Source organism: Pasteurellaceae bacterium RH1A (assembly GCA_012221805.1).
Lineage (GTDB): Bacteria > Pseudomonadota > Gammaproteobacteria > Enterobacterales > Pasteurellaceae > RH1A.
In genome coordinates this window covers 299,982-324,174 of sequence record CP015195.1, presented here as the reverse complement: position 1 = coordinate 324,174, position 24,193 = coordinate 299,982, and the positions used below count along the sequence as shown (strand labels likewise).

Sequence of the window (24,193 nt, the reverse complement as noted above, 5' to 3'; positions counted from 1 at the left end):
CCCGTGGAACAAACCCTTATCGCCTTTGGCAAAACCCTAAGAGCCTTACGCAAGCAAGCCAATCTCACCCAAGAAGAATTAGGGTTTGAGGCCGATTTGCAACGAATTTACATCAGTAAATTAGAACTAGGCCAGCAGCAACCCTCGCTTACCACCTTATTTAAGCTGGCACGAGGGCTGAATTGCTCAGTCTCAGATATGCTTAAAGCCGTGGAAGCTCAACTGGCCGAAACATCATAGGCCAATGGCGTACTTCAAAGCCCATTTCTTCAAGGGCTTGACCCTTTCGGCCACAATCAGCCCCAAATTACGGGCGATTTTGACTGGCAGTAAATCAGTTTTAAAGGCCTTGTAAAAGACATCCATGCCGGTTTGCATGAGCAAATTATCCGCTCGGCGTTGTTTTTCATAGCGTTTTAAGACCTCAGGGCTGTGCAAGTCCTCACCCTTATTGAGGGCCTTTTCAAAGATCTCCAGCAGGGCAGCCACATCCTTAAAGCCTAGATTTACCCCTTGGCCGGCCAGAGGATTGATGGTGTGAGCCGCATCGCCCAAAAGCACAATGCCATTCTTAAAATAGTGCTGGGCGTGCTGGCGGGTAAGGGGGAAGGCCCCTGCTTTTTGCACCTTAATTCGCCCCAAACGAGGCGGGAAATGGCTGTGGATTTGCTCTGTTAAGGCCTCAGGCGTAAGCTGTTTGAGTTGGTTGATCCGTTCTGGGCTGTCGTACCAGACCAGGCAGGCCTGATTGCCGAGAAGCGGTAAAAAAGCCCGAGGGCCTGAAGGGTAGAACTGCTGCCAGGTAACAGACTGTTGGGCGGCTTCAGTATCGACCACGGCCAGCAAGCAGTGCTGGCGATAGTTCCAAGAGGTTAAACCAATCCCAGCCCATTGGCGGACTTGAGAATTAGCCCCATCACAGGCCAAGACCAGCGGGGCGGAGAAGATCTGATCATCCGCCCTAACCTGCCAAAGCCCATCATGGAAACTTGCAGAAAGTTGGGAAAAACCGACCGCTTGCTGGCAGTTGGAAAAATCCGCCAAGGCCTGCCAGAGGGCAATTTGTATCAGCTTGTTTTCCACCATAAAGCCCAGCTTGTCTAGGCCGATTTCCTCCGCCTTAAAGGCCGTATCAAAGCCCTCTATCTCCCAGGTTTCCAGGCCATCATAGGGGCTGGCCCGCATGGCTTCAATGGCCTGCCAGGCACCAAGTTTTTCCAACAGTTTGACTGAGGTAACGCTAATGGCAGAAATGCGTAAATCATAGGGCTGGCCAGGCTCAAAGGTCGGCAGGGGGTGTTTCTCCAAAAGTGCCACTTTTAGCCCCAAATTGGCCAGGCCCAAGGCCGTGGCCGCTCCCACCATGCCACCACCGACGACAATCACATCTTGCTGCATATTTCCCTCTTGTTTCAAAACTGAAAATGCTTAAGTTTATGCCCAATGGGCCTTTTTGGCACGCAGATTTTTTCAATTTTTCGATCTGGATCGAAAAAATAAAGATTGCCCCTTTTCTTGAGCGGGGCAAGCGGGTAAAAAAGCCAAAATTTTTGCAAAAGGAAAAGCCATGTCTCTTGCCATTGTCTATAGCCGAGCCTCTATCGGGGTAGAAGCCCCCTTGGTCACCATTGAAGTGCATATGAGTAACGGCAACCCCGGCCTGACCCTGGTCGGCCTGCCTGAAACCACGGTCAAGGAGGCCCGAGATCGGGTCCGCAGTGCCCTGCTCAATGCTAATTTTGAATACCCAGCCAGGCGGATTACCGTCAATCTGGCTCCGGCCGATCTGCCCAAAGAGGGTGGCCGCTTTGACCTGCCCATCGCTATTGGGATTTTGGCAGCCTCCGGCCAAATCGACAGCGACAAGCTACGACAGTTTGAATTTTTGGGCGAACTGGCCCTGACTGGCTTTTTGCGAGGAGTGCACGGAGCCATTCCAGCTGCCCTGGCAGCAAAAGCCGCCAAGCGGGAGCTGATCCTGCCCCGCTCCAACAGCAACGAGGCCAGCTTGGTTTCCAATACCCAGACCTTCTGTGCCGCCTCCCTCTTGCAGGTGGTCAATTTCCTCAATAATCGGGACAGCCTGCCCATCGCCCAGCAACTTCCGCAAAAAAATGCCCAAAATACCCCGCTTATCAGCCGGGACTTGACTGATATTATCGGCCAGGAGCACGCCAAGCGAGCCCTGATGATTGCCGCTGCCGGCCAGCATAACCTGCTCTTTTTAGGCCCACCCGGCACGGGCAAGACCATGTTGGCCAGCCGCCTGGCCGATCTCCTGCCTGAAATGAGCGATGATGAGGCTATTGAAACTGCTGCCGTGGCCAGCCTGGTGCAGAACGAACTTAATTTCCACAACTGGAAGCAAAGGCCCTACCGTTCCCCCCATCACTCGGCTTCTATGGTGGCCCTGGTGGGCGGAGGAACCATCCCCAAACCGGGTGAAATCTCCCTGGCCCATAACGGCATTCTTTTCTTAGATGAGTTGCCTGAGTTTGAACGCAAGGTACTGGATGCCCTACGCCAGCCCCTGGAGTCGGGCGAAATCATCATTTCCCGGGCCAATGCCAAGGTGCAATTCCCTGCCCGCTTTCAGCTGATTGCCGCCATGAACCCCAGCCCGACCGGCCATTATCAGGGCACCCATAATCGAGCCTCGCCCCAGCAGGTCATGCGTTACCTCAACCGTTTGTCAGGGCCTTTTTTAGACCGCTTTGATCTGTCCATTGAAGTACCTCTTCTGCCCAAGGGGCCTTGCAAAATAATACGGACAACCGAGGCGAAACTACGGCTCAGGTCAAGGAGAGGGTTCTTAAGGCGAGAGAAATTCAACTGGCTCGGGCAGGCAAGATCAATGCCCAACTGACCACCAAGGAAATTGAACGGGATTGTGCCATTGGCAACAGGGAAGCCCTCTTCTTGGAAAATGCCTTGACCAAGCTGGGGCTATCGGTTCGAGCCTACCACCGTATTCTCAAGGTTTCCCGCACCATTGCAGACCTAGCAGGAGAAAGGGATATTCAACAGGCTCATTTAGCCGAAGCCTTGGGCTATCGAGCCATGGACAGGCTCTTGCAGCGGTTGGCGGGGTAGATGTAATTAATCTTGCTTCTTCCTACGGCCATGTCGGGTCAGCATCAAATAGACCACCAGCAAGACAAACAAGCCAAAATAAAACCAGGGCTTAGGAATGCTAAAGGGGAAATTTTTATCAAACCAGTCAAAGCCCTGGGTGATAAGAAAAAAGCTGCCTAGGGTGATGATAAGGTCGAGGATATTCTTTTTCATGTAAGCTCCTTATACGGGGCTAGTGTGGCTGTTTGTGTCGTATTTTTCAAGCCCTAAAAAAATCCCCAACCTCTCGGACGGGGATTTGCAAGTTTTTGTGAATTTTAACCCGCTTGTTTTATTTAGCAGGTTTCTCTTCAGGTTTGAAACCTGATTTGACACCGCTCATATCAGGCAGATCGTGGGCGATACCCTTGTGGCAGTCGATACAGGTTTTGCCCTGTTCGATGGCCATGGTGTGCATTTGCTGGGCCACGTTTTTCTGTTGGGAGAAGTCCATGTTCTCGAAGTTGTGGCAGTTGCGGCACTCTTGCGAGTCGTTGGCCTTCATCCGCTCCCATTCACGCTCGGCCATGTGGAGGCGGCGGGCGTTGAACTTGTCGATGGTTTCCGTCCAGCCCATGTGCCAAGCAAAGACTTCACGGGCTGCCACAATCTTCCGCCACATTTTTGGGGCAAATTCGTGGGGAACGTGGCAGTCTGGGCAGGTGGCCTTCACGCCTGAGCGGTTTTGGTAGTGGGCGGTATGGATGTACTCCTGCCATACGTCGTTGGTGTGGCAGCTGATACAGAACTCTTCGGTGTTGGTTTGTTCTAAACCATAGTTAAAGCCCACCCAAGAGAAGATACCACCCAGGGCAGAAACCACAATCAGGGTGCCGACTGCAATCTTGCTGGGGCTTCTAAACCACTTCCAGAAGCCCTTGATAAGGCCAATAATCTTGTCTTTCATTCTTAGCCTCCAAAGGTGGATTTAAATTTGTTCTCAATGATTGGCTCAACATCTGCCTGCGGCACGTGGCATTGGAGGCAGAAGTAGCGGCGAGGGGCAGTGTTGCCCATTACCTTGCCGTCCCGATCTTGGAAGTGGGTTGGGCTAATGCGAGGGGCGCCGGTGGTTTGGTAGTGTTCAATCCCGTGGCAGCTCAAGCATTGGTTGGTGTTTTTGGTCACTTGGTAGCCTTTTACACTGTGTGGGATCATCGGCGGCTGATTGACAAAACTAATGCCGATCTTGCCTGTGTCTTTTGGCATATTGTGGAAGGCTGGGGCGACAGATTCCACCCCTTCTTCGATGGTAGAAGGGACTTTTTCAACCGTTGGGTTGGCAAAGGCCAGGCCGGCCAAGGCCGTTAATAAGAGGGTGAGGTACTTTTTCATGGTTCACTCCGTTGCACGTTAAAACGTGTGGTCAAATTAAAAACATTTTCAGCACAGACATCAATACAACGTCCGCAGCTAATACAATCTTTGGATAGCACAATTTGGCTTTCATCAGGCTTGCCGTTGAGCGGGATTCGCAGCACTTGCGGTTCAGGGCAGACGTTATAGCAATCCATACAGCGGTCGCATTTTTTTCTGTCCGTTACATTGACCCGCACCAGGCTCTTGGCCCCGATTAAGGCATAGGTCGCACCGATGGGGCAGAGATGGCCGCACCAGCCGTGTTCCACAATCAATAAATCAAATAAGAAAACCGCCAAGACCAACCAAAGCGTTGCCCCAAGGCCATAGACGAACACTCGCCCAAGGGCAGCAACCGGGTTGATCCACTCCCACAAGAGGGTGCCAGATACCGCACTGCCGACCAAGATCATGGCCAGGATAAAGTAGCGTAAATTGCGGGGCAGTTTGGCCGATTGGCGAATGCCTAATTTACGTCTGAGCCAGGCAGCGGTGTCAGTTACCATATTGAGTGGGCAGACCCAGGCACAGAAGAGCTTGCTGGCGATGAGGCCATAAAAGGCCACCACAATCCCTGCTCCAAGCAAGGTTTCCCATTTAGGCAAATAGCCCGTGGCCAGGCTCTCGGCAGTAATGAGTGGATCGGTCAAAGGCACAAGGTCTAACAAGAGACTTTGGCTGTAATTGCCCTTTAAAATCCACACATTCCAAAATGGCCCACTGAGGAACATTAAAATAATGCTCAACTGGCTCAACCGCCTTAGCACCAAGAAGCGGTTAGCTCGCCACCAGCCCAGTTTTTCTCGGGCTTCTAAGCCCGCATTTTTGGGTGAATTCGCCATTATTTCACTCCCTCGGGCAGTCGGGTTGGCAGGGTTAAAATGCCTTCTGGATTGGTTTCATCCAAGAGCGAATGGCCCGCCTTCTCTTTTTCCTCCCAGCCCAGACGATAGTGCTTACCTAACATTCCCTTGGCTAACTCCATCGGGAGAACCTTAATGGCTGCCTCTTCCAGCACGCAGGCTTCCTCGCATTTTCCGCAGCCAGTGCAAGCATCAGAATGCACGGTTGGGATAAAGAGGGCGTGTTTGCCGGTGCGGGTGTTGCGTTGCATTTCCAAGGTGATTGCCTTGTCGATCAGCGGGCAGACCCGATAGCAAACATCGCAACGCAGCCCCTGCCAATTGAGGCAGGTTTCATGATCCAGCAACACCGCCAAGCCCATACGAGCATCGTTGATGTCCGCGAGCTCTGGTGTAAGCGCCCCACTCGGACAGGCCTTTTGGCAAGGAATATCCGGACACATTTCGCAAGGCTTATCCCGGGCGATAAAGTAGGGCGTGCCAGCCTCCATGGGCGATAGGAGCGAAGCCAGGTGCAACATATCGTAAGGACAGGCCTGGACGCACTGACCGCAACGGGTGCAGGCGGCGGTGAAGTCCTTATCATCAGGCAAGGCCCCTGGCGGGCGAAGTGCCACCCCAGTTCTGGCCAGGCTTTGATTTTGTTGCAGGGCCAACACAATCCCCACGCCACAGACACCACCTGCGGTGCGGGTGGCGTTTTTCAGGAACTGGCGGCGGTTTGGGTCGAGTTTCATATTTGTTTATCTTACAAGCGGTTGGTTTGGGTGGAGATCTTGCAAAACCTCGGTAAAACTCCCCTCTTTGTAAAAGAGGGGCAGGGGGGAGATTTTTCAGCAGTGAAAACGAAGCTGGTTATCTATTTTGCAAAAAATAGCTCTTTTTACTCCGCTTGTTTATCTCACTTCGCTAACACGTCCGTTAAAATCTCCCCTAACCCCTCTTTTACAAAGAGGGGGATCAGATCGAGCTTAGCAGACGTTCATCATTCTCCATCAACCACTCTTGTGATTACGCCTTCACAACCTTAACCGCACATTTCTTAAAGTCGGTCTCTTTGGAGATTGGGTCGGTGGCGTCAATCGTTACTCGGTTGGCCAGCTGACCTGCATCAAAGAAGGTTGTATAAATCAAGCCTTGTGGCACCTTGTTACGGCCACGGGTGTCAAGGTGGGAAATCACTTCGCCACGGCGAGAGATCACTTTTACCTTATCCCCGTGACGCAGGCCACGATCTTTAGCATCTAATGGGTGCATCCAAACAAGGTTGTTGGGGAAGGAGCGATGGAGCTCCGGCACACGGCGGGTCATTGAACCTGTATGCCAGTGTTCGAGCACACGGCCAGTAGAGAGCCATAAATCGTACTCTTCATCTGGGGCTTCCGCAGGTGGCTCGTAAGGTACAGCCAGAATGATGGCACGCTTGTCTGGATAGCCATAGAAGGCCACACCTTCGCCCTCTTTGACGTATGGATCGTAACCTTCACGGTAACGCCAGAGGGTTTCCTTACCGTCCACCACTGGCCAGCGTAAACCACGGGCCTTATGGTAGGTTTCGTAGGTGGCTAGGTCGTGACCGTGGCCACGGCCAAATTCGGCATACTCTTCAAACAAGCCTTTTTGCAGGTAGAAACCAAAGTGATCGGCTTCATCGTTCATATAGCCTGGTTTGTCGGTCGGCACTTGGTATTTATTGACCTGGCCGTTGAGGTAGAGAGCCTCGTAAAGGGTTTTGCCCTTGTATTCTGGGTTGGCTGCCAAAACTTCGGCTGGCCACATTTCATCAGTAGTAAAGTATTTGGAAAATTCCACCAACTGCCAGAGGTCAGATTTGGCCTCACCTGGGGCTTTAACCTGTTGATACCAGGCCTGGGTACGGCGTTCTGCATTACCGTAAGCCCCCTCTTTTTCCACCCACATAGCGGTTGGTAAAATCAAGTCAGCAGCCAGGGCGGAAGCTGTTGGGTATGGGTCGGAGACGATGATAAAGTTCTTCTCATCACGCCAGCCTGGGAAGCGGTCTTGATTGATATTTGGGCCGGCCTGCATATTGTTGTTACACATCTGCCAAAGCACCCGCATTTTGCCGTCTTTGAGGGCTCGGTCTTGGGCAATGGCGTGGTAGCCCACTTGGGTTTGAACAACGCCTGTTGGCACCTTCCAGAGTTTTTCAGCGGTCTCAACGTGTTTCGGGTTGGTGACCACCAAGTCCGCAGGCAAGCGGTGGGCGAAGGTACCCACTTCACGGGCTGTACCACAAGCTGATGGCTGACCAGTCAAGGAGAATGGGCCACAGCCAGGAATAGAAATTTTACCTGTCAGCAAGTGGATGTTATAGATAAGGTGGTTGGCCCACACGCCACGGACGTGTTGGTTGAAGCCCATGGTCCAGAAGGAAACTACCTTCTTGTTTGGATCGGCATAGAGTTTGGCCAAGGCTTCAAGCTGGTCGGTCGGCACACCTGAAATTTCGTGGGCTTTTTCGAGGGTATATTCAGACACTAATTGCTTGAATTCCTCAAAGCTACTGTCGTGCATTTTGCCAGCCGTTTTGACGTTTTTCGCCGCTTGCTCAAGCGGATGGTTTTCACGCAGGCCGTAACCAATGTCGGTTTCACCACGTTTGAATTTGGTGTGCTTATTGATAAAGTCTTCATTCACCGCCCCATTTTGGATAATGTAGTTGGCGATGTAGTTCATAATAGCCAGGTCAGCTTGCGGCTTAAAGACCACGCCCATATCCGCCAACTCAAAAGAGCGGTGGGTAAAGGTGGAAAGCACGTTCACACGGACATCTGGGCTGGACAAGCGGCGGTCAGAAATACGTGACCAAAGAATTGGGTGCATTTCGGCCATGTTGGAACCCCAAAGGACGAAGGCATCAGCTTGTTCGATATCATCATAACAGCCCATCGGCTCATCCATACCAAAGGTACGCATAAAGGCCACGGCCGCAGACGCCATACAGTGACGGGCGTTCGGGTCGATATTGTTAGAGCGGAAACCTGCCTTAAAGAGTTTGGACTTGGCAATGCCCTCTAAAATGGTGGATTGGCCAGAGGTAAACATACCAGCACCATTTGGGCCAAGCTCTTTATAGGCCGCCTTGAATTTTTCTGCCATGATCTTGAAGGCATCATCCCAAGAAATTGGGGTAAATTCGCCGTTCTTGTCGAATTTGCCGTCCTTCATCCGCAACATTGGTGCGGTTAAACGGTCTTTACCGTACATAATTTTCGGCAGGAAGTAGCCCTTGATACAGTTCAAACCACGGTTTACTTCTGCATCTGGGTCGCCTTGCGATGCCACCACACGGCCGTCTTTTGTCCCCACCAAGACGCTACAGCCCGTACCACAGAAACGGCACGGGGCCTTGTCCCACTTGATTGAGTTGTCATCGGCATAGACATTTTTGACAGGTATGGCAATACCTGCAGCAACCGCAGCCGCTGCGGCTGCATTTGCTTTCATAAAATCTCGACGATTGAGTTCCATTTTGTGTTCCCCACGTTTATAAAAAATCAACTTAAATCTAGGGTAGGGAAATCCCCACCACCGTATTACTTATTGCTCATCCTGATGGCTATAAATCAGCGAAACCACAATCACCCCGCTGATGTCCTTAATGGCGTCCATCTTACCCACCAAATCAGGCTGGTAATCAGACTCCAAGACCACCACTAACTTGCCCTCATCGGGCTTCTCACCGTGAATTTCGGCATAAGGCAAATTAGTAATGGCCGCTTTCACACTCTCCAACTTCTCAGGCTTGGCCTGCACTACAAGGCTACAGACATACCAGTTGCCATCGACCTGATCGTGTTCTAATTTATCGGTTACGTTTCTCACGCTATTGGTTCTACTCTTATTGATGGCGCCAGCGTCCACGCTGGTGCCTTTGTGGTTATTGGCACCAGCGTGGACGCTGGCGCCATCAAAGATTTTAATTTTAGGCTCTCAACACCCTAATCGCCCCTGTCGGACAGCCTCGAATACAGGCCCCACAGCCATTACAAGCCTCCAAGTCCAAGCTCGGCATGGCAATTCCGCCCAAGTGACGGCGGAAAATAATGGCTCGGCTTTCGCAATTGTCCTCACAAGAACGACATTCAATCTGGCTTTGGGCCAGGCAGTTGGCCTGGATTTCCACCTTATGCTGCCAAGGCGCTTCACTTACAGGCAGAAAAATGGGTTCAGGGCAAACATCCACACATTTTTGGCAGAAGCTGCATTCACCCCGGCTAAAATCTACTTCAGGATAGCCGCCTGCCCCTTGAACCAGCACCTGAGTTTCACAGGCCAGCACACATTGGTTACAAGCGGTGCATTTATCTAAAAAAGTTGCAAGATTTGCCCAAGGTGGACGAAGCGCATCACTGCCCTGCAACTTGGTTTTCTCATCTTTAAGTGCATTTAAAAAATGCCCTCGCAGAAAACCTCGGCGGGAAAGGGATGGCTGTTCAGGTGAATTGGACAAAAATCAAACTCTCCATAGATATAAATATCGGTAACTTATTATCTATAGTTTAGGAAGGGGTATTCACTACCCTTAAGGGGTATTTTTGGGATTATTTGAGCTTTTCTTGATTGGGGTCAAATATAGTTTTTACTTGTTAAGAATGGTTCTTAAGAAGAAAGCCTATATTCCTTATGCCAACAAAAAACCCAACACAAGGTTGGGTTTTTTAGACAGTCTCTTAACGTCTGGCGCTTAAGGCACCTTTGGTTAATTCGTACACTCTTAATTTTGCAATTTCTCGTGCAAGTTTGGCGGTTAAGTCCGCATCGTGGGTTTTGGAGAGTTTCTCTTCCACCGCACGTTTGGCGGCAACAATGCGTTGCTCGTCTAACTCGTCACCACGAATGGCCACATCAGCCAAGACAGTTACCACAGTCGGTTGCACTTCTAAGAAGCCGCCCGAAACGTAGATCACTTCCTCGCTGTTATCAGCCAAAGTGAACTTCACCATACCTGGCTTGATGGAGGTTAAAAGGGGAGTATGGCCTGCATAGATCCCTAATTCACCCTCTGTACCACTGACACGCACGCTGGTCACTTGGCCCGAGAAAATTTTGCTTTCGGCACTTACCACGGTAAGTTCAAATTCAGTTGCCATTTTGTTCTCCTTTGTTTCTTAAGGAAACATTATAGCTTGTTGGCTCTTTCAACCACTTCGTCAATTGAACCTGCCATATAGAACGCTTGTTCTGGGATATGGTCGTAGTCACCGTTTAAGATGCCCTTGAAGCCACGAATGGTTTCTTTTAATGGCACATATTTACCTGGTGTGCTGTTGAACACTTCTGCCACGAAGAAAGGTTGTGATAAGAAACGTTCAATCTTACGGGCACGGGCCACCACAAGTTTATCGTCTTCTGAAAGCTCGTCCATACCAAGAATGGCGATGATGTCTTTCAACTCTTTATAACGTTGTAGGGTTTGCTGTACACCACGGGCCACATCATAGTGCTCTTGACCAACTACGAGCGGGTCGAGCTGGCGAGAGGTAGAATCAAGCGGGTCGATCGCTGGGTAAATACCAAGGGAGGCGATGTTACGGCTTAATACTACGGTTGAGTCTAAGTGGGCAAAGGTTGTCGCTGGAGATGGGTCAGTTAAGTCATCCGCAGGTACGTAAACCGCTTGCACCGAGGTGATAGAACCTGTTTTGGTTGAAGTGATACGCTCTTGAAGCACACCCATTTCTTCGGCCAAGGTTGGCTGATAACCTACCGCAGATGGCATACGGCCAAGAAGGGCGGATACCTCTGTACCCGCTAGGGTATAACGGTAAATGTTATCGACGAAGAAGAGCACGTCACGACCTTCATCACGGAATTTTTCCGCCATGGTTAAGCCTGTTAGTGCCACACGCAGACGGTTGCCTGGTGGCTCATTCATCTGACCATAAACCAGGGATACCTTATCCAATACGTTGGAGTCTTTCATTTCGTGGTAGAAGTCGTTACCTTCACGGGTACGCTCACCCACGCCTGCGAATACGGAGTAACCAGAGTGTTCGATCGCAATATTACGGATAAGCTCCATCATATTTACGGTTTTACCTACACCCGCACCACCGAATAGGCCTACTTTACCACCCTTAGCGAATGGGCAGATTAAGTCAATCACTTTTACCCCTGTTTCAAGGAGTTCTGTGCTGTTGGCCTGATCTTCGTAGCTTGGCGCTTCACGGTGAATCGCCCAGCGTTCTTCTTCGCCGATTGGGCCTGCTTCATCGATTGGCTGACCCAATACGTTCATGATACGACCCAGGGTTTTAGTACCCACTGGTACTTGGATCGGCTCATTGGTATTGGTGACTTTTAAGCCACGTTTTAAACCATCTGATGTACCCAATGCGATACAACGCACCAAGCCACCACCTAATTGTTGTTGAACCTCGAGGGTTAAACCTGTTTCAACGTTCAATGCATCATATACTTTTGGTACTGCATCTTGCGGAAACTCAACATCGATGACCGCACCGATGATCTGTACAATTTTTCCCGTTGCCATTACCGTTCCTCTTTGATTAAATTGCCGCAGCACCTGCTACAATTTCGTTTAATTCATTTGTAATGCTTGCTTGGCGAGCCTTGTTGTACACTAATTGTAATTCATCAATCAATGTACCAGCATTATCTGTTGCTGCTTTCATTGCTACCATTCGAGCTGCTTGTTCGGATGCAAGGTTATCAACGACTGCTTGATAAACCTGAGATTCTAAGTAGCGAACCAATAGGGTGTCTAATAAGACCTTTGGATTTGGTTCGTAAATATAATCCCAATTTGACCCGCTTGTTAGGTTATCGTCTTCTAATTCAGGCAATGGAAGGAGCTGTTCAATGGTTGGTTTTTGTGACATGGTGTTCACAAAGCGGTTGTATGCGATATAAACCGCATCAATCTCGCCCTCACGGTAGGCCTTAATCATGGCATTAACCGTACCCACTAACTCTTCCATTTGCGGTGCATCGCCGAGGCCTGATACCTGCCCCTTAATTTCCAAGCCCATTGGTTGGAAAAAGGCTGCACCTTTTGAACCGATAAACCCAAGCTGCGCACTGACGTTTTTGTCCTGCCACGCTTTGACGCTATTTAAAGTGGCTTTAAAGAGGTTGATGTTCAAGCCGCCGCAGAGACCACGGTCGGTTGAGATCACTAAAAAGCCTACTTTTTTCACTTCACGCTCAGTTAAAAACGGGTGCTTGTAATCAATGCTTCCTTTGGCAATATGGCTGATCACCTTACGGATAGTATCCGAATAAGGGCGACCTGCTGCCATACGCTCTTGTGCTTTACGCATTTTAGAGGTAGCAACCATTTCCATTGCTTTGGTGATCTTTTGGGTATTACGAACACTCGCAATTTTGGTTTTTATCTCTTTAGCACCTGCCATAGTTATTCTCCGCTGTTAGCTTACCACGAGCTGTTTTTCTTAAAGCCTTCAACAATGGCTGTTAATTGGGCTTTAATGTCGTCGTTGTAGTTGCCAGAGGCGCTTAAGTCTTTCATAAAGTCGCCGTGTTGGCTGGCAGCATATTCAAGCAAGCCTGCTTCAAATGAGCCGATACGCTCAAGTTCAACATCATCTAAATAGCCAAACTCAGCAGCGAATAAAACTAAACCAAGTTGAGCAACAGACATTGGCTCAAACTGTTTCTGTTTGAGTAATTCAGTTACTTTTTGACCGTGGGAAAGCTGTTTGCGTGTGGCTTCATCTAAGTCTGAAGCGAACTGGGCAAAGGCGGCCAATTCACGGTATTGGGCTAGAGCAGTACGGATACCACCGGCCATTTTCTTAACCAATTTGGTTTGGGCAGAACCACCAACACGAGAAACCGAGATACCTGGGTTTACCGCTGGGCGAATACCGGCGTTAAAGAGGCTGGACTCTAAGAAGATCTGACCATCAGTAATCGAGATTACGTTGGTTGGAACGAAGGCGGATACGTCACCTGCTTGGGTTTCAATAATTGGTAAGGCGGTTAAAGAACCTGTTTTACCCTTGACTTCGCCATTGGTGAAACGCTCTACATAGTCCGCATTAACACGGGCTGCACGCTCAAGTAAGCGAGAGTGGAGGTAGAATACGTCACCTGGGTAGGCTTCACGGCCTGGCGGACGGCGAAGAAGCAAGGAAATTTGACGGTAAGCAACCGCTTGTTTAGATAAATCATCGTAAACGATTAAGGCATCTTCACCACGATCACGGAAGTATTCACCCATTGCACAACCTGCATAAGGGGCAAGGTATTGAAGGGCGGCAGATTCTGAAGCAGAAGCCACAACCACGATAGTGTTGGCAAGCGCACCGTGTTCTTCTAATTTACGCACCACGTTGGCAATGGTTGAAGCTTTTTGGCCTACTGCAACGTAGATACATTTAATGCCTGAATCACGTTGGTTGATGATGGCATCAATGGCTAGAGCGGTTTTACCTGTTTGACGGTCACCGATGATAAGCTCACGCTGACCACGGCCGATTGGCACCATGGAGTCCACAGCCTTATAACCAGTTTGTACTGGCTGATCAACAGATTGACGGTCGATTACACCTGGGGCAATCACTTCAACAGGGGAGAAACCATCATTGTCGATTTCGCCTTTACCGTCGATTGGCTGGCCAAGAGTATTGACCACACGGCCTAATAGGCCACGGCCCACTGGCACTTCTAAAATACGGCCTGTGCATTTGACTGTCATGCCTTCCGCTAAATCAGCGTAAGGCCCCATCACTACAGCACCTACAGAATCTCTTTCTAAGTTTAATGCAATGGCGTAACGATTGCCTGGAAGCTCAATCATTTCCCCCTGCATAGCATCAGCAAGGCCGTGGATGCGAATGATCCCGTCACTTACTGAAACGATTGTCCCGGTACTTTGGGCATCAGATACCACATTAAACTGGGCAATACGTTTTTTAATTAATTCACTAATTTCGGTTGAATTTAGTTGCATCTTTTATTCCTCTTACAAGCACAACTCTTGGCTTAGGCGGTTTAATTGTCCACGGCTGGAGCCATCAATCACGGTATCGTCATAACGCACGATAACCCCTGCAATCAATGATTTATCCACATTGGACACGATACGCACACTGGAGCCGAGTCGCTTTTCCATCGCTGCTGCGATTTTACTTTCTTGTGCTTTCGTTAATTTCGAGGCGGCGGTCACAAAGACATCTTTAACGGCTTCGTGTGCTGCTCGTAATTGAAGAAATGCGGTTAATACCGAAGGTAACGCCGCAAGGCGTTTATTTTCAGCCATAATACGAATGAAATTTTGCCCATACTGGTCAAGTTCATCGCCACAGATACTGATAAAGAGATCTGCCACCTGTTGCGGTGCAAGGGATGAGCTTAAGTAGCTGGCAATCTGCTCGTCTTGGGCCACGGCGGCCGCAAAACCCAGCATATCCTGCCATTTATCTAGCTGACCTTGTTCTAAAGCAAAATCAAAAGCTGCTGAGCCATAGGGGCGAGCTACTGTAATAAGTTCTGACATCTGCCCCACCTCGTTATAGTTCTGCAACTAGCTTATCAATAATGTCATTGTTTGCCGCGGCATCCACCGTACGGCCGACAATTTTCTCAGCACCAGCCACAGCCAATGCCGCCACTTTTTGACGAAGCTCTTCTTGAACACGGATACGCTCGCTTTCCACTTCTGCATAGCCCTGCTCAATAATGCGAGCGCGCTCTGCTTCTGCTTCAGCCTGAACGGAGTCAAGAATCTCGTTACGGCGCTTATTGGCAAGATCAATAATCTGCTGCGCTTGTTCCTTGGCTTTTGCTAGCTCTTGCTCAACCAATTTTTCAGTATCAGCCTGTTCTTGTTTGGCTTTTTCAGCCGAAGCAAGGGCATTGGCGATACTTGATTGGCGATCTTCAATCGCTTTAATCAATGGCGGCCAAACAAATTTCATACAGAACCACACAAAGAGTGCGAAGGCAACTGCTTGACCGATTAGTGTTGCATTTAAGTTCACAACAACCTCCTAATAGTTGAAAAATTATCTAAGGTTAATTTACTCAACAATTAGTTAGTTAATAAACCGATGAATGGGTTTGCGAAGATGAATAGTAATGCGATACCTACAGCGATCATTGAGATAGCATCTAAAAGACCTGCCACGATAAACATTTTGGTTTGTAAGCTGTTAGCAAGCTCAGGCTGACGAGCTGAAGACTCTAAGAATTTACCACCTAAAAGGGCAAAGCCTAAAGCAGTACCTAATGCAGCTACAGCTAATAAGATAGCAGATGCAATGATTGTTGTAGTAATTACAGATTCCATAATGTTCTCCAAGAATGGTTAAGGTTAAGGGTTGAAAAAGTTTGACCAGATGGTCGGGTTAAAAAAATCGTTTCTCTTTTTCCCTCCCCCGCAAGCGGAGGAAGGCGTTAAATTAGTGCTCTGCCTTATTATAGGCCATACTCAAGTAAACCACCGTCAGCATCATAAAGATGAAGGCTTGTAGGGTAATAACCAAAATATGGAAGATGGCCCACAATAAGTGCATCGGAATACCCAAGGCTTGCAAGGCAAAGTTATCTGCCATATACATCACCGCAATCAGGATGAAGATAAGCTCACCTGCATACATATTACCGAACAAACGGAAGGCCAAGGAAACAGGTTTGGCAAGCAGGGTAACTGACTCAAGAATAAGGTTTACTGGAATCATGGCCCAGTGGTTAAATGGATGTAAGGTATATTCCTTGGCAAAACCCTTCCAACCTTTGGATTTGACGGTGTAGAAGATGATTAAACCAAAGACACAGATAGACAAACCAAGGGTCACGCTGATGTCCGCTGTTGGAACCGCACGCAGGTAGTGAATACCTAACATTTCAGCAAATTGCGGTGGGAAATCCACAGGGATTAAGTCAATAGCATTGAGTAAGAAGACCCAGCAGAAAATGGTCAGCGCAATGGCTGCAACCTGATGGCGAGGGCCGTGGAAGTTATCCCGCACCACACCATCAACCCATTCTACAATCATCTCAACAAAGCATTGTAGCTTGCCTGGCACACCTGTCGTTGCGTTTTTCGCCACACGGCGGAAAACCCAAAGGAACAAGATACCTGCAACAAGGGTAAAAAATAAGGAGTCCAAATGGACGTGCCAGAAGCCCTCACCTGTCGTTAAAAACGTCAGGTGGTGGGTAATATAATCAGCAGTAGTTTGCCCAGCCATAAACTATCCTTTTAAAAATAAATAGAAATTGAGTCTTACGCTTTCAGTTTTGCCACCAAGGGCAGAAAACTGGTTGTAAACAGCATTAAAAAGTAGCCTGAAAAGAAGAGGCCCAAATCCCGTTGGGGATAGCCTTTTAATACCACAATAATCAATAAAATGGTCAAAACCCACTTGATCCCTTCCCCCTGATAGAAAGCGGTCATAGGGGAGCGATTTTTTGCAGATTTTTGACGAAAAAAAATCCAATATACGAATACGCAGTAGGGAACAAAGCCCGCCAAACACCCCAAAACAAAGGAGATGGCAACCCAACCCTTGACCAAAGCAAGGATAAGGCTTGTGATAACTAAGAGTGCCAGCTCAATTTTTAAGAGTTTAAGGTAATCTTGCTTTGCTCTTTTTATCACCGCAGACATTTAGCGCCCTTTTGCTTAACTGGCACAAATCGTACATTTTTTATTCCGTGCCAATCTATAATCAAACGGCAAGGATTATACGATACTCCTCAATAGTTTAAAACCGAAAATAACGAAAAAACGGTAGTTTGTGTCGTTTTTGTTAAGAAGGTCACAAAATTGAAAAAATCTTGGGGGTGAAAGCCGTCATTTAGCGTAAACTCCAAGGCAATTTTTACTTTTTTAGGTAGGATAATATGCAAAAAACGCTGATTATTTCTGGCCACCCCGATCTGAGCCAATCGATTGCCAACAAGACCATCATTGAAACCCTGCAAAACCAGGCTCAAGGCACTTTACTTGTGCGAGATTTAGCCAAGCAGGCAAACGCTTACCAATTTGACCTTGCCCAAGAGCAGGCCGCTTTGCTTGCAGCAGACACTATCGTTTTACAATTTCCCTTCTATTGGTATAGCGCCCCAGCCCTCTTGAAAAAATGGATTGATGATGTCTTTGCTTTTGGCTTTGCTTATGGAGAGGGGGCTAGGCTTGCAGGCAAATCTCTGCTTGTCTCCTGCACCGTCGGCGGCAGAGAAATTGACTACAGCGGCCAGCCCTTCCGCCCAGTGGGCAGCTACTTACAGATGTTTGAAGACACAGCCAAATACTGCGGCTTAAACTGGCTAGAGCCAATTTATTCTTTTGATATGTATCCTGAAAAAGAAGAAGATAAGGAAAGGGTGAGAAGGCTTGCTAAGGCCCATGCGGAGAGGTTGATAAAACAGTTAAACTTATAAAGCACGGATGGCGCCAGCGTCCTCGCTGGTGCCTTATTTTTTTCAGCACCAGCCTAGAGGCTGGCGCTATCTTAGGAAATCCAGTTCCAATAAACAACAAGCGGGGCAAAATCAGGATTTTTTTGCAAATTTCTGACCCTTTTTACCCGCTTGTGGGTGTGGGCTACTCTTCTTGGGCAACAAGCTCCACCTTGGCCCGTTTAACCATATTTTCCCCCACCTCCAGGACGGTGATCTTGAGGTTTTGAATCACAAACTCGGTATCTTCATCCGGGATTTTTTCCAGGTGTTCCACGATAAAGCCGTTAAAGGTGCGGGCTTCATCCAAAGGTAGCTCCCAGTTAAACATCTTATTGAGATCCCGCAGGTTGGCCGAGCCTTCAATAATAACCGAACCATCCATTTGGGGTTTAACCTCTTCTTCCAGGGTTGGGGCGCTGGAAGTGGTAAATTCGCCCACAATTTCTTCCAAAATATCTTCCAGAGTAATCAGGCCCTTGATGTCGCCGTATTCGTCCACCACCAGGCCAATCCGTTCCTTGTTGGTTTTGAAGTTGATCATCTGGGTGGTCAGGGGCGTGCCTTCAGGGATAAAATAGGCTTCATCCACCGCCCGAATCAGGGTTTCCTTGGTAAATTCATTCTTGTCCAGCATGAGGCGGAAGGCTTCACGGATCCGCAAAATCCCTAGGATATTCTTGTCCATATTGCCCTTGTAAATCACCACACGGGCATGGGCTGCGCCTGTGAGCTGACGCATAATGGCCTTCCAGTCGTCATCAATATCAATCCCGCCGATGTCGTTGCGGGGCACCATAATATCGTCCACTGTGACCTTTTCTAAATCCAAGATAGACACCAGCATTTCCTGGTGCTCAGTCGGGATAAAGCGGCCGGCTTCCAGCACCACCCCCGCAATTCCTCGGCACTCAAGCCCGTTTTTTCCTGCTGGCGGATACGCAAGACTTTCATCAAACCGCTGATAACTACATTCATCAAAAAGACCAAGGGCATGAGGATTTTTTTCAGCGGAGTTAGGATGTAGCTGACAAAAAAGCCAATTTTTTCAGGGTAAATGGCAGCAGTCGTTTTGGGTAGGATTTCCGCAAAAACTAGCATAACAAAGGTCAGCAGGCCCGTGGCAATGGCCACACCAGCATCGCCTGAGATCCGCATACCAATCATGGTGGCGATGGCTGAGGCCACGATATTGACCAGGTTGTTACAGATAAGGATAAGGCTAAGCAGATGATCGGTGCGGGCCAATAATTTCTCGGCCAACTTAGCACCACGGTGGCCATTTTGGGCCAGGTGCCGCATCTTGTAGCGGTTGAGGGACATGAGGGCGGTTTCAGAGCCCGAGAAAAATGCAGATAAAAAAAGCAGAATAGCGAGAGTAATAAAGAGGCTACTCAGGGGAATACTGTCCAAGGTAAAAATCCTATGTTGGTTAAACAACAAGCGGTCGCTTTTTTGCAGATTTTTGCAAATTTCCGACCGCTTTCCATTCGTGGCTACATGATTTTAAACCACTCGACTACCAAAATAGCCGATCGTGAGCAATATCATACCCGAAATTGAATAAATTAGCACCCGTTTTCCACGCCAATGCAGCTTCCATTGGCCCAATAACTGAATGGCATAGACAATCCAGGCCATAAAGGAAAAGACCGCCTTATGCACTTGTTCAGGGGCGAAGAAGTTGTGCAGGTAAATCATACCTGTAATCAAGGCGATACTAAGCAAAACCTGGCCTGAAAGAGTCAGGGCGAAGAAGTGGCGTTCCACTGTCATCAGCGGCGGGAAGAGGGTACAAAAGACCATATTCTTGCTCTTGAGCTTCTTGTCCAACCACTTGAGCTGAAAAGCGTAGAGCAGGGCGATAAAAAAGAGGCCGTAAGAGAAAACCGCAATAGCCAAGTGGAAGAGCAGGCCGCTGTCTTCTTCCAGGTGCTTGATAAAGTTGCCGCTAACAAAGCTGGACAGGGCAACCGACACAATTCCCAAAACATAAAGTACCGAGAGCGGGTGCCAGATGGTTCGCCACTTAGGCAGGGCAAAGGTGGCAAAGGTGCTCATCATCAGGCTCATAAGAGAAACGATGTTGGTGACCGTGATATTTTGCCCCTCCCCCTGCCAAACCTGCTGGGACAGGTTGAAAAAGTGCAAGAGCACGGCCACCAGGCCAATAAGGAAGACCGCCTTAACATTGGGTTTACCGCTGTAATCAACCTTGACGATGGTGGGCATAATCCATAAGAGGGCACTTAAATAGGCAAGAATGGTTAAAATGGCCAGCAACATATTTCTCTCTTCTTCTCATTTGCAATAAGGTGTAAAAATACCAGTTTTGGCCAAAATTTTCTATGCAAACTTGCTTAAATTGATGAAAAACAAGCCAAATGGCCTCAATTCCTTTTTTTCTGTTTGACGACCCTGTATGAAATCTATATCATTCTGCCTGTTTTCGCTGTGGAGGAATGGCAGAGCGGTTGAATGCACCGGTCTTGAAAACCGGCGAGGGTTAACGCCCTCCGTGAGTTCGAATCTCACTTCCTCCGCCATCACAGTGAACCAACGCATCAACTCGGAGGAATGGCAGAGCGGTTGAATGCACCGGTCTTGAAAACCGGCGAGGGTTAACGCCCTCCGTGAGTTCGAATCTCACTTCCTCCGCCAGATTTCTAACCTCAAGCCTAGGCTTGGGGTTTTTTATTATCTAAAATCAGAAAAAATGCAGATTTTTGTGATTTTTTGCTGAAATGGCTTAAAATACAACATCTCCTCACCAAAAGAGGATGGCGCAAGCGTGAACGCCACAACTGTTCAAAAACTTGTCTTTGAACTTAAATCGCCTTTTGTAGGGACGCATTGCATGCGTCCATTGCGATATTTATGCCTCATCAACATTTGATATAATGCTTCGTTTGCGGACGCATGCAATGCGTCCCTACCGATCACGTTTAATCACATTTTGATGTTTTGAATAAGATGGTGTCCACGCCTGTGCCGAAAAAGAGATTGAGGCACCAGCCTGGAGGCTGGCGCCATCGTTTGATGATTACCTAATTTTTAAATATGAACAAAAAACTCCTTATTCCCCTGGGGCTTTTCTTAGTCCTGATTGTGGCCTTTACCGTCCAACTGCAACGCAATGCCGGTGGTGAAGATCCGAAAAAATTAGAGTCTGCCCTGGTGGGCAAGATTGTGCCGAGCTTCAAATTGGAATCGGTGCAAGACCCAGCAAAATTTGTCGATGAAAGCGTGCTTAAAACCGGCAAGCCCCGCCTGCTTAATGTCTGGGCCACCTGGTGTCCGACCTGCTATGCCGAACATAAGTACCTAACCGAACTGGCCGCTCAAGGGATTGAAATTGTCGGAGTGGACTACAAGGACGACCGCCAAAAGGCCATTCGCTGGCTGGCAGACTATGGCGACCCTTACCAAGCCATCGTCTTTGACCCTAAAGGCTCTTTAGGCTTAGATTTAGGGGTTTATGGTGCCCCTGAAACCTTTATCCTAGACGGCCAAGGCAAGATCTACTACCGCCACGCCGGTGATGTTAATGATGAGGTCTGGCACAAGACCCTTAAACCCATTTACGATAAATTAGTCGCCCAGTAAACATGAAAAAAATCTTCGCACTTTTAAGTCTAGTCGCCCCGCTTGCTTTTGCTAGCATTGAGGTACAGACCTTCGATAACCCCAAACAGGAAGCCGACTACCGATCCCTGGTGGCCGAGCTGCGTTGTCCGCAATGCCAGAACAACAACATTGCCGACTCCAACGCCACCATCGCCACTGATATGCGGAACAAGACCCTCGAACTGCTCAAGCAAGGCAAGAGCAAGGACGAGGTGGTGGACTATATGGTAGAACGCTATGGCAATTTCGTGACCTACGATCCGCCCATGACCCCAGCCACCATTTTCCTCTGGGCCCTGCCTCTTTTGCTTATTTTGCTGGGTGGAATCTTGGTCTTTAGACGCAAACAAGCGGGCCAGAAAGCCGAAAAACCTGCAAATGCACTCGATCAAACCCGTCTGCAACAAATTTTAGATAAGGATAAGCCATGATTTTCTGGATAAGCCTCGTAGCCATCACACTCATCATCTGCCTGATTGCCTTTTATCCGCTTCTCAAAAAATCAGTTAGCCTCAACAGCACTGAACGAGACAGCCTTAACAAGGCCTTTTATTTTGAACGCCTCAAGGAGGTAGAACAAGAGGTCCAAGAGGGGGTGATTGAGGATGCCGAACGGGCCAAGCAAGAGCTGCAACAAAGCCTCTTAGACGACATTCCAGAGCAGGCTGAAACCAAACCTGTGGCCGCCAAAAGCTACGGCAAGATCTGGTTTGCCACCCTGGCCCTGCTGGTGACCGCCGTGAGTACGGGGATTTATTTTTCAGTCGGTTCCTGGCAGGCCAATAGCATGCTCAATGCCAGCCACACCAAGCTAGATTATTTCTACGAACGGATTAAGAATGAGCAGAATGAGCCACTCACCGAACAAGAGATGAACCAATTTGCCGTGGCCCTCAGGGTGGAACTGCAAAGCAATCCGCAGGACGATAAGTCTTGGTTTATGCTGGGCCAAATTGGCATGGCCAGCGACAACGGCCAACTGGCCCTAGACAGCTTTAAAAAGGCCGCCGCCCTCCAGCCGGATAATTTGCAGTATAAGTCTAGCCTGGCCCAAATCCTTATGTTCTCAGAAGCCCAATCGGACAAGGATCAAGGTGAGGAACTGCTCAAGCAGATTTTACGGGTGGATCACACCAACCTAGAAGCCCTCAGCCTCCTGGCCTTCCGAGCCTTTGAGAAGGAAGATTATAAGATGGCTGCCACCACCTGGAGGATGATGCAACGCTTTATGCCTGAGGACGACCCACGGCATAAGACCATTGAACGCAGTATTAAGATGGCCGAATCCATGAGTTCGCCAAGCTCCAATCCATAAGATAAGTGCCTATGAAATACAAAAACCTACGCGATTTTCTTGATCTTTTGGAAGCCCAAGGCCAGCTGAAGCGGATTAAACAGGAAATCGACCCCCACCTTGAAATGACCGAAATTGCCGACCGTACCCTACGCATGGGTGGGCCGGCCCTGCTCTTTGAAAACCCCAAGGGCTATGATATGCCCGTGCTCTGTAACCTCTTTGGCACACCTAAACGGGTGGCCATGGGGATGGGCCAGGAAGATGTGTCGGCCCTGCGGGAGCTGGGCAAACTTTTGGCCTTTTTGAAAGAGCCTGAGCCACCCAAGGGTTTCAAGGACTTAATCGGCCAACTGCCTCAATGGAAGCAAATCCTCAATATGCCTAGCAAGGCCTTGAGCAAGGCGGACTGCCAGCAGGTGGTGCTGACAGGCGATGAGGTCGATCTGACAAAGCTCCCCATCATGCACTGCTGGCCGGGCGATGTGGCACCACTGGTGACCTGGGGCTTAACCATTACTCAAGGGCCTCACAAGAAACGACTGAATTTGGGCATCTATCGCCAGCAACTCATTGGCAAGAACAAGCTCATTATGCGTTGGCTCTCCCACCGGGGCGGGGCCCTGGACTTTCAGGAATGGCAAGCAGCCCATCCAGGCCAACCCTTCCCGGTGTCGGTCGCCCTAGGAGCCGATCCAGCCACCATTTTGGCCGCCGTTACCCCTGTGCCAGACACCCTTTCCGAATACGCCTTTGCTGGCCTCCTGCGGGGCAATAAGACCGAAACAGTTAAGTCTCTCAGCAATGATTTGGACGTGCCGGCCAGTGCTGAAATTGTGCTAGAAGGCTATATCGACCCAGCCGAAACCGCACTGGAAGGGCCTTATGGCGACCACACGGGTTATTACAATGAGCAGGAATATTTCCCGGTCTTTACCGTAACCCACATTACCATGCGTAAGGATGCCATCTACCATTCCACCTACACCGGCCGGCCACCAGATGAACCAGCGGTCTTGGGCGAGGCCCTAAATGAGGTCTTTATCCCTATTTTGCAGAAGCAATTCCCTGAAATTGTGGACTTCTACCTGCCACCTGAGGGCTGTTCCTACCGCTTAGCCGTGGTGACCATGAAGAAACAATACGCTGGCCATGCCAAGCGGGTCATGATGGGGGTTTGGTCTTTCCTGCGCCAGTTTATGTACACCAAGTTTGTGATTGTCTGCGATGATGATGTCAATGCTCGGGACTGGAAGGATGTGATCTGGGCAATCACCACCCGCTGCGACCCAGCCAGGGATACCACCCTGATTGAACATACCCCGATTGACTATTTGGACTTCGCCTCCCCTGTGGCTGGCCTAGGCTCCAAGATGGGCATTGATGCCACCAACAAATGGCCGGGCGAAACCAGCCGAGAATGGGGCACGCCAATTAAAAAAGATCCTGAAGTGGTTAAAAGAGTAGATGAAATCTGGGACAGCTTAGGAATTTAAGCATTTCATACACAAAAAAA

General features: G+C 49.1%; 25 protein-coding genes, 2 tRNA genes and 2 pseudogenes. 9 read left to right on the top strand and 20 right to left on the bottom strand.

Annotation, left to right across the window (positions count from 1 at the left end; genetic code table 11):
- Positions 1-3: 3 nt before the first annotated feature.
- Positions 4-240 (top strand): transcriptional regulator, encoded by a 237-nt coding sequence (locus tag A4G20_01655; GenBank protein QIW15144.1) that lies wholly within the window; start codon positions 4-6, stop codon positions 238-240.
- On the opposite strand, the gene ubiF is transcribed toward A4G20_01655, so the two are convergent.
- A complete protein-coding gene (gene ubiF / locus A4G20_01650; protein QIW15143.1) occupies positions 235-1,398 on the bottom strand; it encodes a 2-octaprenyl-3-methyl-6-methoxy-1,4-benzoquinol hydroxylase in 1,164 nt (387 codons plus the stop codon). The two genes, A4G20_01655 and ubiF, sit on opposite strands and share 6 nt — an antisense overlap.
- Positions 1,399-1,567: 169 nt before the next feature.
- Here ubiF and A4G20_01645 point away from each other — a divergent pair.
- Positions 1,568-3,093 (top strand): annotated as a pseudogene (locus A4G20_01645) (ATP-dependent protease).
- A gap of 6 nt (positions 3,094-3,099) precedes the next feature.
- Here the strand turns inward: A4G20_01645 and A4G20_01640 are convergent.
- From A4G20_01640 to A4G20_01560, 17 genes are all read right to left on the bottom strand, one after another.
- Positions 3,100-3,288: a hypothetical protein gene (locus A4G20_01640; GenBank protein QIW15142.1), complete on the bottom strand. Its 189-nt coding sequence runs from the start codon at positions 3,286-3,288 to the stop codon at positions 3,100-3,102.
- A 118-nt stretch (positions 3,289-3,406) separates the two neighbouring features.
- Positions 3,407-4,021 (bottom strand): cytochrome C, encoded by a 615-nt coding sequence (locus A4G20_01635; GenBank protein ID QIW15141.1) that lies wholly within the window; start codon positions 4,019-4,021, stop codon positions 3,407-3,409.
- Positions 4,022-4,023: 2 nt separating this feature from the next.
- Positions 4,024-4,449 (bottom strand): nitrate reductase, encoded by a 426-nt coding sequence (locus A4G20_01630; GenBank protein QIW15140.1) that lies wholly within the window; start codon positions 4,447-4,449, stop codon positions 4,024-4,026.
- Complete coding sequence (locus tag A4G20_01625) at positions 4,446-5,315, bottom strand: quinol dehydrogenase ferredoxin subunit NapH (protein ID QIW15139.1); 870 nt, start codon at positions 5,313-5,315, stop codon at positions 4,446-4,448. Before A4G20_01625 ends, A4G20_01630 begins: the two co-directional genes overlap by 4 nt.
- Positions 5,315-6,073, bottom strand: a complete 759-nt coding sequence (locus A4G20_01620) for a ferredoxin-type protein NapG (GenBank protein ID QIW15138.1) — start codon at positions 6,071-6,073, stop codon at positions 5,315-5,317. Before A4G20_01620 ends, A4G20_01625 begins: the two co-directional genes overlap by 1 nt.
- Positions 6,074-6,347: 274 nt before the next feature.
- On the bottom strand, positions 6,348-8,831 hold the full coding sequence (locus A4G20_01615; GenBank protein ID QIW15137.1) for a nitrate reductase catalytic subunit: 2,484 nt from the start codon (positions 8,829-8,831) through the stop codon (positions 6,348-6,350).
- A 69-nt stretch (positions 8,832-8,900) separates the two neighbouring features.
- Positions 8,901-9,185, bottom strand: a complete 285-nt coding sequence (locus A4G20_01610) for a reductase (protein ID QIW16826.1) — start codon at positions 9,183-9,185, stop codon at positions 8,901-8,903.
- A 100-nt stretch (positions 9,186-9,285) separates the two neighbouring features.
- The gene (locus A4G20_01605; protein QIW15136.1) at positions 9,286-9,813 is read right to left on the bottom strand and encodes a ferredoxin-type protein NapF; all 528 of its coding nucleotides are present in this window, start codon (positions 9,811-9,813) and stop codon (positions 9,286-9,288) included.
- A 220-nt stretch (positions 9,814-10,033) separates the two neighbouring features.
- Positions 10,034-10,453, bottom strand: a complete 420-nt coding sequence (locus A4G20_01600) for a F0F1 ATP synthase subunit epsilon (protein QIW15135.1) — start codon at positions 10,451-10,453, stop codon at positions 10,034-10,036.
- Positions 10,454-10,482: 29 nt separating this feature from the next.
- Entirely contained in the window at positions 10,483-11,856 is a 1,374-nt protein-coding gene (locus A4G20_01595; GenBank protein ID QIW15134.1) for a F0F1 ATP synthase subunit beta, read from the bottom strand.
- A 16-nt stretch (positions 11,857-11,872) separates the two neighbouring features.
- A complete protein-coding gene (locus A4G20_01590; GenBank protein QIW15133.1) occupies positions 11,873-12,739 on the bottom strand; it encodes a F0F1 ATP synthase subunit gamma in 867 nt (288 codons plus the stop codon).
- Positions 12,740-12,759: 20 nt separating this feature from the next.
- Positions 12,760-14,301: a F0F1 ATP synthase subunit alpha gene (locus A4G20_01585; protein ID QIW15132.1), complete on the bottom strand. Its 1,542-nt coding sequence runs from the start codon at positions 14,299-14,301 to the stop codon at positions 12,760-12,762.
- Between the two features lie 12 nt (positions 14,302-14,313).
- The gene (locus A4G20_01580) at positions 14,314-14,847 is read right to left on the bottom strand and encodes a F0F1 ATP synthase subunit delta (GenBank protein QIW15131.1); all 534 of its coding nucleotides are present in this window, start codon (positions 14,845-14,847) and stop codon (positions 14,314-14,316) included.
- Between the two features lie 13 nt (positions 14,848-14,860).
- Entirely contained in the window at positions 14,861-15,331 is a 471-nt protein-coding gene (locus A4G20_01575; protein QIW15130.1) for a F0F1 ATP synthase subunit B, read from the bottom strand.
- 50 nt (positions 15,332-15,381) lie between these two features.
- A complete protein-coding gene (locus A4G20_01570; protein QIW15129.1) occupies positions 15,382-15,639 on the bottom strand; it encodes a F0F1 ATP synthase subunit C in 258 nt (85 codons plus the stop codon).
- 112 nt (positions 15,640-15,751) lie between these two features.
- Entirely contained in the window at positions 15,752-16,543 is a 792-nt protein-coding gene (locus tag A4G20_01565; GenBank protein QIW15128.1) for a F0F1 ATP synthase subunit A, read from the bottom strand.
- A 35-nt stretch (positions 16,544-16,578) separates the two neighbouring features.
- Positions 16,579-16,962, bottom strand: coding sequence for a hypothetical protein (locus A4G20_01560; protein ID QIW15127.1), 384 nt, complete (start codon positions 16,960-16,962; stop codon positions 16,579-16,581).
- Positions 16,963-17,198: 236 nt separating this feature from the next.
- Between A4G20_01560 and A4G20_01555 the strand changes: the two genes are divergently transcribed.
- Positions 17,199-17,738: a hypothetical protein gene (locus tag A4G20_01555; protein QIW15126.1), complete on the top strand. Its 540-nt coding sequence runs from the start codon at positions 17,199-17,201 to the stop codon at positions 17,736-17,738.
- Positions 17,739-17,901: 163 nt separating this feature from the next.
- Here A4G20_01555 and A4G20_01550 read toward each other — a convergent pair.
- Positions 17,902-19,079, bottom strand: a pseudogene (locus A4G20_01550) (magnesium/cobalt efflux protein).
- A 183-nt stretch (positions 19,080-19,262) separates the two neighbouring features.
- Complete coding sequence (locus A4G20_01545) at positions 19,263-20,042, bottom strand: ABC transporter permease (GenBank protein QIW15125.1); 780 nt, start codon at positions 20,040-20,042, stop codon at positions 19,263-19,265.
- A gap of 170 nt (positions 20,043-20,212) precedes the next feature.
- Between A4G20_01545 and A4G20_01540 the strand changes: the two genes are divergently transcribed.
- From A4G20_01540 to A4G20_01515, 6 genes are all read left to right on the top strand, one after another.
- A tRNA-Ser gene (locus A4G20_01540) sits at positions 20,213-20,302 on the top strand.
- Positions 20,303-20,327: 25 nt separating this feature from the next.
- A tRNA-Ser gene (locus A4G20_01535) sits at positions 20,328-20,417 on the top strand.
- Between the two features lie 399 nt (positions 20,418-20,816).
- Positions 20,817-21,362 (top strand): thiol:disulfide interchange protein, encoded by a 546-nt coding sequence (locus A4G20_01530; GenBank protein ID QIW15124.1) that lies wholly within the window; start codon positions 20,817-20,819, stop codon positions 21,360-21,362.
- 2 nt (positions 21,363-21,364) lie between these two features.
- On the top strand, positions 21,365-21,814 hold the full coding sequence (locus A4G20_01525) for a cystathionine gamma-synthase (protein QIW15123.1): 450 nt from the start codon (positions 21,365-21,367) through the stop codon (positions 21,812-21,814).
- Positions 21,811-22,698, top strand: coding sequence for a c-type cytochrome biogenesis protein CcmI (locus A4G20_01520; GenBank protein ID QIW15122.1), 888 nt, complete (start codon positions 21,811-21,813; stop codon positions 22,696-22,698). The genes A4G20_01525 and A4G20_01520 overlap by 4 nt, the downstream gene beginning before the upstream one ends.
- A gap of 11 nt (positions 22,699-22,709) precedes the next feature.
- Positions 22,710-24,173, top strand: a complete 1,464-nt coding sequence (locus A4G20_01515) for a 3-octaprenyl-4-hydroxybenzoate decarboxylase (GenBank protein ID QIW15121.1) — start codon at positions 22,710-22,712, stop codon at positions 24,171-24,173.
- Positions 24,174-24,193 lie beyond the last annotated feature (20 nt).

Excerpts from the sequence above, each read along its gene's own strand:
- ubiF (QIW15143.1), bottom strand. The coding sequence starts at position 1,398 with ATGCAGCAAGATGTGATTGTCGTCGGTGGTGGCATGGTGGGAGCGGCC.
- A4G20_01640 (QIW15142.1), bottom strand. The coding sequence starts at position 3,288 with ATGAAAAAGAATATCCTCGACCTTATCATCACCCTAGGCAGCTTTTTT.
- A4G20_01635 (QIW15141.1), bottom strand. The coding sequence starts at position 4,021 with ATGAAAGACAAGATTATTGGCCTTATCAAGGGCTTCTGGAAGTGGTTT.
- A4G20_01630 (QIW15140.1), bottom strand. The coding sequence starts at position 4,449 with ATGAAAAAGTACCTCACCCTCTTATTAACGGCCTTGGCCGGCCTGGCC.
- A4G20_01625 (QIW15139.1), bottom strand. The coding sequence starts at position 5,315 with ATGGCGAATTCACCCAAAAATGCGGGCTTAGAAGCCCGAGAAAAACTG.
- A4G20_01620 (QIW15138.1), bottom strand. The coding sequence starts at position 6,073 with ATGAAACTCGACCCAAACCGCCGCCAGTTCCTGAAAAACGCCACCCGC.
- A4G20_01615 (QIW15137.1), bottom strand. The coding sequence starts at position 8,831 with ATGGAACTCAATCGTCGAGATTTTATGAAAGCAAATGCAGCCGCAGCG.
- A4G20_01600 (QIW15135.1), bottom strand. The coding sequence starts at position 10,453 with ATGGCAACTGAATTTGAACTTACCGTGGTAAGTGCCGAAAGCAAAATT.
- A4G20_01595 (QIW15134.1), bottom strand. The coding sequence starts at position 11,856 with ATGGCAACGGGAAAAATTGTACAGATCATCGGTGCGGTCATCGATGTT.
- A4G20_01590 (QIW15133.1), bottom strand. The coding sequence starts at position 12,739 with ATGGCAGGTGCTAAAGAGATAAAAACCAAAATTGCGAGTGTTCGTAAT.
- A4G20_01585 (QIW15132.1), bottom strand. The coding sequence starts at position 14,301 with ATGCAACTAAATTCAACCGAAATTAGTGAATTAATTAAAAAACGTATT.
- A4G20_01580 (QIW15131.1), bottom strand. The coding sequence starts at position 14,847 with ATGTCAGAACTTATTACAGTAGCTCGCCCCTATGGCTCAGCAGCTTTT.
- A4G20_01570 (QIW15129.1), bottom strand. The coding sequence starts at position 15,639 with ATGGAATCTGTAATTACTACAACAATCATTGCATCTGCTATCTTATTA.
- A4G20_01565 (QIW15128.1), bottom strand. The coding sequence starts at position 16,543 with ATGGCTGGGCAAACTACTGCTGATTATATTACCCACCACCTGACGTTT.
- A4G20_01560 (QIW15127.1), bottom strand. The coding sequence starts at position 16,962 with ATGTCTGCGGTGATAAAAAGAGCAAAGCAAGATTACCTTAAACTCTTA.
- A4G20_01555 (QIW15126.1), top strand. The coding sequence starts at position 17,199 with ATGCAAAAAACGCTGATTATTTCTGGCCACCCCGATCTGAGCCAATCG.
- A4G20_01545 (QIW15125.1), bottom strand. The coding sequence starts at position 20,042 with ATGTTGCTGGCCATTTTAACCATTCTTGCCTATTTAAGTGCCCTCTTA.
- A4G20_01530 (QIW15124.1), top strand. The coding sequence starts at position 20,817 with ATGAACAAAAAACTCCTTATTCCCCTGGGGCTTTTCTTAGTCCTGATT.
- A4G20_01525 (QIW15123.1), top strand. The coding sequence starts at position 21,365 with ATGAAAAAAATCTTCGCACTTTTAAGTCTAGTCGCCCCGCTTGCTTTT.
- A4G20_01520 (QIW15122.1), top strand. The coding sequence starts at position 21,811 with ATGATTTTCTGGATAAGCCTCGTAGCCATCACACTCATCATCTGCCTG.
- A4G20_01515 (QIW15121.1), top strand. The coding sequence starts at position 22,710 with ATGAAATACAAAAACCTACGCGATTTTCTTGATCTTTTGGAAGCCCAA.